Consider the following 7,348-nt stretch of genomic DNA (forward strand, 5'->3'; position numbering starts at 1 on the left):
TGGATCTGCCCGGCGGCCGCCTCGTCGTCGTGCACGGCGACCGCTGGCCGGCGCGCGGCCGTCACGCGGCGCTGCGCCGGGCCTACCCGGCTGCGCGCGCCGTCGTTTACGGGCATAGTCACCGCCTCGTGGTCGACACCGATGCGCTGCCCTGGGTGCTGAATCCGGGCGCCGCGGGCCGCGCGCGCACCAACGGTGGGCCGAGCTGCCTGCTGCTGCACGCGACGGCGCAGGCCTGGCGCGTGCTGCCGCAGCGCCAGGCCGACGGCTATCGCGACGCAGTCTGAATCCGTTCGTGCGGGCAAGGGGAGAAACCGTGGACTTCGGCAACAAGGCGCACAAGCTGTTCCTGATCCTGACGGCCGTGTTCGTCGCGAACGCGATCCTCGCCGAGCTCATCGGCGTGAAGATCTTCGCGCTCGAGGACACGCTCGGCGTGCAGCCGTTCAACTGGAACCTGTTCGGCCAGAGCGGCTCGCTGAGCTTCACCGCGGGCACCTTGCTCTGGCCCATCGTGTTCGTCATGACCGACGTCATCAACGAATACTTCGGCCGGCGCGGCGTGCGCATGATTTCGTGGCTCGCGGTGTTCCTGATCCTCTATGCGTTCGTGTTCGCGTTCGCCGCGATCGCGCTGGCGCCGGCCGGCTGGTGGGTCAAGGTCGGCGAGAACCAGGGCGTGCCCGACATGCAGGCGGCGTTCGCGCAGATCTTCGGCCAGGGCCTCTGGACCATAGGCGGGTCAGTGACGGCATTCCTGATCGGCCAGCTCGTCGACGTCGGCATCTTCCATGCGATACGCCAGCGCACCGGCGAGAAGCACATCTGGCTGCGCGCGACCGGCTCGACCCTGGTGTCGCAGCTGTTCGACAGCCTGATCGTGCTCTACATCGCGTTCGTGATCGGCCCGCAGCACTGGCCGGTCAGCCTCTGGCTCGCGGTCGCGACGGTCAACTACACCTACAAGGTCGGCGCGGCGATCGCGCTGACGCCGCTGATCTACGCGCTGCGCCGCGTGCTCGACGGCTGGCTGGGCCCGGCGCTCAGCGACGAACTCAAGGCCAGGGCCGCGGCGGCCTGACGCCGCGCGGCCGATTTTCAGCGAACCACGGGAAACCACCATGTCCACGACGACACCGACGCTCAGCCAGGCCGATGCCGCCAGGATGCCGCGCCAGATTCCTTTCATCATCGGCAACGAAGGCTGCGAGCGCTTCAGCTTCTACGGCATGCGCAACATCCTCGTGCAGTTCCTGATCACGTCGCTGCTGCTGCAGCACGTCGCGGCCGGCGCCGAGCGCGAGCTCGCGGCCAAGGACCTGATGCACACGTTCATGATCGGCGTGTACTTCTTCCCGCTGCTCGGCGGCTATCTGGCCGACCGCTTCTTCGGCAAGTACAGCACGATCCTCTGGTTCAGCCTGATCTACTGCGCCGGCCAGTTCTGTCTCGCCCTGTTCGTCGACAACCGGCTCGGCTTCTTCCTCGGGCTCGGGCTGATCGCGCTGGGCTCCGGCGGCATCAAGCCGCTCGTCGCGTCCTTCGTCGGCGACCAGTTCACCCAGGCCAACAAGCATCTGGCCAAGATCGTCTTCGACGGCTTCTACTGGATCATCAATTTCGGCTCGCTGTTCGCCTCGCTGCTGATGCCGATCTTCCTGAAGAACTTCGGCGCACGCGTCGCGTTCGGCATTCCCGGCGTGCTCATGCTGATCGCGACCGTCGTGCTCTGGCTCGGCCGGCGCCAGTACGTCATGGTGCCGCCGGCGACGACGGCCGATCCGGATTCGTTCTACCGCGTCGTGCGCACGGCGCTGCTGGCCCGCCGCGGCGGCGAGGGCCGCCCGGGCCTTATCGTGGCGATACTCGGCGCGCTCGCGGCGCTGGCCGCGCTTGCGTTCGCGGCCAAGCTCGGCATCGTCATCGCGATCTGCCTGGCGCTCGTCGCGCTGCTCGCCGGCATCGGCGGCGGCGCCTGGCTGCAGCTCGAACGCGCGCGCGGCCTGCACGCGGACGCGGCCGTCGACGGCGTGCGCAGCGTGCTGCGCGTGCTCGTGATCTTCGCGCTGGTCACGCCGTTCTTCTCGCTGTTCGACCAGAAGGCCTCGACTTGGGTCATCCAGGGCAACGCGATGACCAAGCCCGACTGGTTCGTGTCCTCGCAGATGCAGGCGCTGAATCCGGCCCTGGTCATGCTGCTGATCCCGTTCAACAACCTCGTGCTGTATCCGTGGCTGCGCCGCATCGGCTGGGAAGCGACCGCGCTGCGCCGCATGACCGCCGGCATCGCGTTCAGCGGCCTGGCCTGGATCGTCATCGGCGGCATCCAGGTCGTCATGGACGGCGGCAGCCCGATGTCCATCGTCTGGCAGGTGCTGCCGTACGCGCTGCTGACCTTCGGCGAAGTGCTGGTCTCGGCGACCGGCCTCGAATTCGCCTACAGCCAGGCGCCGGCCGCGATGAAAGGCGTGGTCATGAGCTTCTGGAACCTGACCACGACGATCGGCAACCTCTGGGTGCTGCTGGCCAACTTCGCCGTGCGCAACGACGCGGTGACCGACTCGATCGCCTCGACCGGCTTCAGCGTCACGGCGTTCCAGATGTTCTTCTTCGCCGCGTTCGCGCTGATCGCCGCGCTGGCCTTCGGGCTGTACGCGCGCAGTTATCGCGAAGTGGACAATTACCGCGCGGCCTGAGCCGTCCGCAGCCGGGCCGGGCGCGGCCGCGGGCTCGCGCGGGTCTTCCTCCAAAAAAGCCGGCGCCGCCGCCTCGTGGGCGGCGCCGGCAACGGAGGACCCGTTCAGCGCTTGGCGACGGCTTCGTCGCGGGCCGGCGTCTGGCGTTCGTAGACGATGCGTTCGCTGCCGCCGTTGCAGGTGCCGACGGTCTTGCGCACGTCCTCGGCATCCTTGGCCACGACGGTCAGGCTGTAGTGCTTGACGCCTTTCGCGTCGAGGCCGGCGGCGATTTCCTGGCGCAGCTCCTCGCAGGGCTTGCGCGCCCAGGCCGAACCGGCGCTCAGGAACAGGGCCATGGCGATCAGGGTCAGGACGGTCTTCACAGCGGTCTCCAGTGGGGTAGGGCCGTTAGCGGCTGGAGAACAGCTTCGTCCCCGCTACGGTCGGCCGCGGGGGCGAGTTGTGGCAAGGTTCTGACCGCCCGGGCCGGAATGCGGACGACGTGATCGCGTGAGCTGGTATGTCTATCTGATCGAATGCCGCGGCGGCAGCATCTATACCGGCATCACCAATGACGTCGCCGCACGCTATGACGCGCACGCGGCCGGCAAGGGCGCGCGCTATACGCGTTCGCGGCCGCCGCAGCGCCTGCTCGCGGTGTTCGCGATGGCCGACAAGTCCGCCGCGCTGTGCGAGGAGCGCCGCATCAAGCAACTGTCGCCGGCGCGCAAGCGCGCGCTCGCCGCGGCCGCGCCGGTCACGGCCGGCGGAACGATGCTCACCGGCGCGGAGTGATCCCTCGCGGCCGCGGCGCGCCGGCCCAGCCGCCCCACGTAACCCTGAAAAGTCCGGCGCGTCCGGCGCACACATCGCCCGGACTTCGATGCCGTTGCCGGTCCCGACGGCGACGGCCATTCGCCGTCGGCCCGCCCGTTGCGAGCCAGGCTTTGCGGGCGCGACGCCACCGCGACACCCGCGAGCCCGGCAGCGGACCGATCGCGTTCCGGCCCGGCGCGTCGACGCAGCCGCGAAACCCGCCGGGCGCAGCGTGACTTCCGGCCGATACACTACTGTGAAGTTCGCACTATCGTTCACTCGCGCCTATGCGGAAGTTCCGGGAAGCCGGGATTTCCGCCGCCGCAGAGCCCGGCCTCCGTGCCGGTCTGCGTCCGATCCTCACGACCGAGCGAGCCGCACATGGACGGTATCGACAGCCACCGCAAGAAGTTCGAGCGCGAGCTCAGCGCGGGCACCGTGTCGCTGGTGCTGCTGGCCGTGCTCGCGCGTTCGCCCGAGCCGCTCTACGGCTACCAGATCGCCAAGCAGCTCGAGCGCGACGGCGACGGCGTGCTGATCGGCAAGCAGAGCGCGCTGTATCCGGTGCTGCGCAACCTCTGCGCCGCGGGCCTGCTCGACAGCGAGGTCGAGCCGTCGGTGACCGGACCGCCGCGGCGCTACTACCGCGCGACCGAGCTCGGTCGCGCCGTGCTGCGCGAATGGGAGGCGGCCTGGTCCGCCACGCGCACTTTCGTCGACACCATCCTTGAAGGGCCGAAGCCATGAACCGTCCCACGCCGCGTTCCATCGACGAGTACCTGGACCAGCTGCGCGACGCCCTGCGCGGCGAGGATCCGGCGCTGATCCAGGACGCGCTCTACGACGCCGAGGATCACCTGCGTTCGGAGTTCGCCGAGAACCCCGGCGTCGCGCCGGCCGAACTGCTCGCGCGCATTGCGACGAGCTACGGCGCGCCCGACGAGGTCGCCGAGATCTACCGCGACAAGGAAATCGTCGTGAACCGCGCGCTGCGGCCGCCGCGGCCGCCTCAGCCGAAGTCGGCGCTCGCGCGCTTCTTCGGCGTCGCGGTCGACCCGCGCGCCTGGGCCGCGATGTTCTACATGCTGCTCTCGCTGCCGACCGGCATCTTCTATTTCACCTGGGCCGTGACCGGGCTGTCGCTGTCATTCGGCCTCATGATCCTCGTGATCGGCCTGCCGCTGGCCGTGCTGTTCCTCGCGACGGTGCGCGCGCTGAGCCTCGTCGAAGGCCGCATCGTCGAGGTCATGCTCGGCGAGCGCATGCCGCGGCGGCCGCTCTACGCCGCGCGCGAGCAGCCGCTGCTGGAACGGGTCAAGCGTCTGTTCACCGACCCGCGCACCTGGGGCACGCTTTTCTACATGGTGCTGATGCTGCCGCTCGGCATTTTCTATTTCACCTTGCTGGTGACTTGCGTCAGCGTCGGTCTCGGGCTCGCATTGAACCCGCTGATCTATGCGTTCAGCGGCTTCGGTCTCGTCAACTTCAACGACCAGGTGTTCATGCTGCCGGTCTGGCTGCAGCCGCTGCAGGTGGTGTTCGGCATCCTGCTGCTGTTCGGCTTCATGCATCTGGCGCGCGGCATCGGCAAGCTGCAGGGCGCGCTGGCCAAGCAACTGCTCGTGCAGGCGGGCTGATCCGGCGCAGACGGCGGCCGCCGCAACGGCGGCTGCCGATCCGGCGCGGATCAAGGCAGCGCCGGCCGCGCGGTTGCGGGTAGAGTGGCGGCGCGGCGGACTCCGTGGGCGCGGACCGGCCGCAGCCGGTCGCAGCGAAAAATTTTTCCGGCGCCGTGTCGATCGGCCGCCCGCTGCTTCGACGCTCCAGCAGAACCGGACGCAATCGCGCGGCCGGCACCGCACCCACGCAGGAGAACGACGATGCGCTGCATGATCATCATCAAGGCCAACCACGACACCGAAGCCGGCGTGATGCCGAGCGAACAGCTGCTGACCGACATGGGCCGCTACAACGAGGAACTCGTCAAGGCCGGCATCATGCTGGCCGGCGAAGGCCTGCATCCGAGCTCGCGCGGCGCGCGCGTGCGGTTCTCCGGCACGGCGCGCGAGGTCGTCGACGGTCCGTTCGCCGAGACCAAGGAACTGATCGCCGGCTTCTGGCTCTGGCAGGTGCGCGATCTCGACGAAGCGATCGAGTGGGTCAAGCGCTGCCCGAATCCGACCGGCGCCGAAAGCGAGATCGAGATCCGCCCGGTATTCGAGGCCGAGGACTTCGGCGCCGAGTTCACGCCGGAGCTGCGCGAACAGGAAGAACGCCTGCGCGCCGAGATCGCCAGTCGCAACTGAGCGCCGTCTCCGCCGCCTTGCCTCCGTTCGCGCCGCGCGGCCGCGCCGCGCTCTGTCCTAGGGGAATCTCATGTTCAAGCTCATCGCTCTGATCGTCCTCGTCGTGATCGTCGGCGTGCTCGTCGCTGCCGCTTTCCGCCCCGACTCGTTCCGCATCGAACGCAGCATCCGCATCAAGGCGGCGCCGGAAAAGATCTACGCGTTCATCGACGACTTCCGTCGCTGGACCGCCTGGTCGCCGTGGGAGAAGCTCGATCCGGCGCTCAAGCGCGACTATAGCGGCCCGGCCAGCGGCAAGGACGCCGTGTACGCCTGGGAGGGCAACAACAAGGTCGGCCGGGGCCGCATGCAGATCGTCGAGGCGACGCCGCATTCGCGCATCCTGATCCAGCTCGATTTCCTGAAACCGTTCGAGGCGCACAACACGGCCGAGTTCGTGCTGCAGCCGGTCGCCGACGGCACCGAGGTGCGCTGGGCCATGTACGGCCCGCAGCCGTACGTCAGCAAGCTCATGGGCCTGTTCATGAACATGGACAAGATGATCGGCAAGGACTTCGAGGCCGGTCTCGCGAGCCTCAAGGCCGGCGCGGAGTCCTGAGGCGAATGCGGACGACGGGCGGTGGAACGTTCGAGCCTGCGGCGGGCCGCGCGTGAGCGCGGCCTCGCAGAAGGCCGTCGCGACGGTCTGGCGCATGGAATCCACGCGCCTGATCGGCGGGCTCATGCGCCTCGTGCGCGACCTGAGCCTCGCCGAGGACCTGGCTCAGGACGCGCTCGTCGCGGCGCTGGAACAGTGGCCCGCGAGCGGCGTGCCGGACAACCCGGGCGCCTGGCTCATGGCCGCGGCCAAGCACCGCGCGATCGACCGTCTGCGGCGCAATGACATGGCGCAGCGCAAATACGACGAACTCGGCGCCGAGCACGAACTGCAGCAGCTGTTGCAGGCGCCCGACAGCGACGCGCTCGACGACAGCGTGGGCGACGACGTGCTGCGGCTGATCTTCATCGCCTGCCATCCGGTGCTGTCGGCCGAGGCGCGCGCGGCGCTGACCCTGCGCCTGATCGCGGGCCTCACGACCGACGAAATCGCGCGCGCGTTCCTGCAGAGCGAGCCGACGATCGCCCAGCGCATCGTGCGCGCGAAGCGTACCTTGAGCGCGGCCGAGGTGCCGTTCGAGCTGCCGCCGGCCGGCGAACTCGCGCAACGCCTGTCCTCGGTGCTGGCCGTGATCTACCTGATCTTCAACGAAGGCTATGCGGCCACGGCCGGCGACGATCTCATGCGGCCCCAGCTCTGCGAGGAAGCGCTGCGCCTGGGCCGCATTCTCGTCGCGCTGATGCCGCGCGAGGCCGAAGCGCACGGCCTGCTCGCGCTGATGGAAATCCAGGCCTCGCGCGCGCCGGCCCGCGTCGACGGCCGCGGCGAGCCGGTGCTGCTGCTCCAACAGGACCGCGCGCGCTGGGACCAGCTGCTGATCCGCCGCGGCCTGGCCGCGCTGCAGCGCGCCGAGGACCTCGGCGGCGCGTTCGGTCCGTACGCGCTGCAGG

General features: G+C 69.2%; 10 protein-coding genes. 9 read left to right on the top strand and 1 reads right to left on the bottom strand.

Annotated elements, in window-relative coordinates:
* The 3 genes from NON22_RS17565 to NON22_RS17575 form a co-directional block, all read left to right on the top strand.
* On the top strand, positions 1 to 287 hold a 287-nt coding region (locus NON22_RS17565; protein WP_257388244.1), incomplete at its 5' end, for a metallophosphoesterase family protein.
* Between the two features lie 29 nt (positions 288 to 316).
* A complete protein-coding gene (locus NON22_RS17570; protein ID WP_257388245.1) occupies positions 317 to 1,081 on the top strand; it encodes a queuosine precursor transporter in 765 nt (254 codons plus the stop codon).
* A 40-nt stretch (positions 1,082 to 1,121) separates the two neighbouring features.
* Positions 1,122 to 2,696, top strand: a complete 1,575-nt coding sequence (locus tag NON22_RS17575; RefSeq protein WP_257388246.1) for a POT-type proton-dependent oligopeptide transporter — start codon at positions 1,122 to 1,124, stop codon at positions 2,694 to 2,696.
* A gap of 104 nt (positions 2,697 to 2,800) precedes the next feature.
* Here the strand turns inward: NON22_RS17575 and NON22_RS17580 are convergent, their stop codons facing one another.
* A complete protein-coding gene (locus tag NON22_RS17580) occupies positions 2,801 to 3,061 on the bottom strand; it encodes a DUF1161 domain-containing protein (protein ID WP_257388247.1) in 261 nt (86 codons plus the stop codon).
* A 127-nt stretch (positions 3,062 to 3,188) separates the two neighbouring features.
* Between NON22_RS17580 and NON22_RS17585 the strand changes: the two genes are divergently transcribed.
* The 6 genes from NON22_RS17585 to NON22_RS17610 form a co-directional block, all read left to right on the top strand.
* Positions 3,189 to 3,473, top strand: a complete 285-nt coding sequence (locus tag NON22_RS17585) for a GIY-YIG nuclease family protein (RefSeq protein ID WP_257388248.1) — start codon at positions 3,189 to 3,191, stop codon at positions 3,471 to 3,473.
* Between the two features lie 402 nt (positions 3,474 to 3,875).
* A complete protein-coding gene (locus tag NON22_RS17590) occupies positions 3,876 to 4,241 on the top strand; it encodes a PadR family transcriptional regulator (protein ID WP_257388249.1) in 366 nt (121 codons plus the stop codon).
* Positions 4,238 to 5,131, top strand: coding sequence for a sensor domain-containing protein (locus NON22_RS17595; RefSeq protein ID WP_257388250.1), 894 nt, complete (start codon positions 4,238 to 4,240; stop codon positions 5,129 to 5,131). The genes NON22_RS17590 and NON22_RS17595 overlap by 4 nt, the downstream gene beginning before the upstream one ends.
* A gap of 243 nt (positions 5,132 to 5,374) precedes the next feature.
* Entirely contained in the window at positions 5,375 to 5,800 is a 426-nt protein-coding gene (locus NON22_RS17600; RefSeq protein WP_257388251.1) for a YciI family protein, read from the top strand.
* Positions 5,801 to 5,870: 70 nt separating this feature from the next.
* Positions 5,871 to 6,398, top strand: a complete 528-nt coding sequence (locus NON22_RS17605; protein WP_257388252.1) for an SRPBCC family protein — start codon at positions 5,871 to 5,873, stop codon at positions 6,396 to 6,398.
* Positions 6,399 to 6,450: 52 nt separating this feature from the next.
* A partial coding sequence (locus NON22_RS17610) for an RNA polymerase sigma factor (protein ID WP_257388253.1) occupies positions 6,451 to 7,348 on the top strand: 898 nt, incomplete at its 3' end.

It is taken from the genome of Tahibacter caeni (genome assembly GCF_024609805.1).
Classification (GTDB): domain Bacteria; phylum Pseudomonadota; class Gammaproteobacteria; order Xanthomonadales; family Rhodanobacteraceae; genus Tahibacter; species Tahibacter caeni.

What these genes read in the sequence shown, in the direction of transcription:
- NON22_RS17575 (WP_257388246.1), top strand. Translation starts at nt 1,122, where the DNA reads ATGTCCACGACGACACCGACGCTCAGCCAGGCCGATGCCGCCAGGATG.
- NON22_RS17590 (WP_257388249.1), top strand. Translation starts at nt 3,876, where the DNA reads ATGGACGGTATCGACAGCCACCGCAAGAAGTTCGAGCGCGAGCTCAGC.
- NON22_RS17595 (WP_257388250.1), top strand. Translation starts at nt 4,238, where the DNA reads ATGAACCGTCCCACGCCGCGTTCCATCGACGAGTACCTGGACCAGCTG.
- NON22_RS17600 (WP_257388251.1), top strand. Translation starts at nt 5,375, where the DNA reads ATGCGCTGCATGATCATCATCAAGGCCAACCACGACACCGAAGCCGGC.
- NON22_RS17605 (WP_257388252.1), top strand. Translation starts at nt 5,871, where the DNA reads ATGTTCAAGCTCATCGCTCTGATCGTCCTCGTCGTGATCGTCGGCGTG.